The organism is Arachidicoccus sp. (assembly GCF_050436765.1).
Taxonomy (GTDB): Bacteria; Bacteroidota; Bacteroidia; order Chitinophagales; family Chitinophagaceae; genus Arachidicoccus.
Genome location: NZ_JBNQGD010000402.1, coordinates 16,514 through 17,442 on the forward strand (window position 1 = coordinate 16,514; position 929 = coordinate 17,442).

Sequence of the window (929 nt, forward strand, 5' to 3'; positions counted from 1 at the left end):
ATTATATATATTACACCAAAATGAAAAGTTATTTTGTATACTTACTTGTACTCATCATTTGCCAGCTATATTTCAGATGCGTTATTCGCTTGCTGTTTTAATTGACTGACTACTTTCGTTTTTTCGTCGGGAACAATATAGCTAGGCGTAAATTTATTCTCAATATCGATGCCATTATCACCCTTAGCTAAGTCGCGAATATGTCCATAACTACTCACCACTTCAAAATCTTTTCCCAAGATTTTTTCTATGGTTTTTGCTTTTGCAGGAGACTCAACTATCAATAAATTTTTTGCCATAATAATGAATGATTATTCCGTTTTTATGAGTAAAATATATTTAAACAATTTTGCAATAATAAAACAAATGTTTAAAGAACAAACGGAAAACTTACGAATAGGGAAGATTAAAGAATGATTTACACAATAAAAATCTTCGTTTATGGCCCTATAAAGAGATTTTGTTACAAAGAAAATATATTTTTTAATCTTTGATTAGCATTAGACTAAAAATATAAGTAATTTGATTCTAATATTTGCTTAACTTAAGTCGGGGAATTATCAAACGAACCCGCTAAGCTGTTGATTTACCATTGGGAGGCTGCATTGTTTAATTAAGGGAATAAATAGGGCAGGGATTTTTTCTGGAATGAAGGATAATTTACTGGTTATTGAAATGTTGCATAGACTTTAATAGGGTTTCGCTGATCAATTTCTTTCTTTCTTGAGAAAAAATATTATTTGGATAAGGGGTAATTGTTTGCGTGATTTTTCAATTACCTTTAGTTCCCCGTTTTCAGACTGACTGATGGAGGATATTAAGTCTTGAAGTTTTAAATAGTGAAAAGGATACAACCAAAACGATTCTTTTATCGCAGATGAATACATTTAAAAATAAAAAAAGTACAAATGAAATCAACTAAGCTATGG

General features: G+C 29.8%; 1 protein-coding gene. It reads right to left on the bottom strand.

The features are described from left to right. Positions 1-65: 65 nt before the first annotated feature. Positions 66-299: a toprim domain-containing protein gene (locus tag ACQR30_RS16720; protein WP_429736898.1), complete on the bottom strand. Its 234-nt coding sequence runs from the start codon at positions 297-299 to the stop codon at positions 66-68. Between the last annotated feature and the right edge of the window lie 630 nt (positions 300-929).

Excerpts from the sequence above, each read along its gene's own strand:
- ACQR30_RS16720 (WP_429736898.1), bottom strand. The coding sequence starts at position 299 with ATGGCAAAAAATTTATTGATAGTTGAGTCTCCTGCAAAAGCAAAAACC.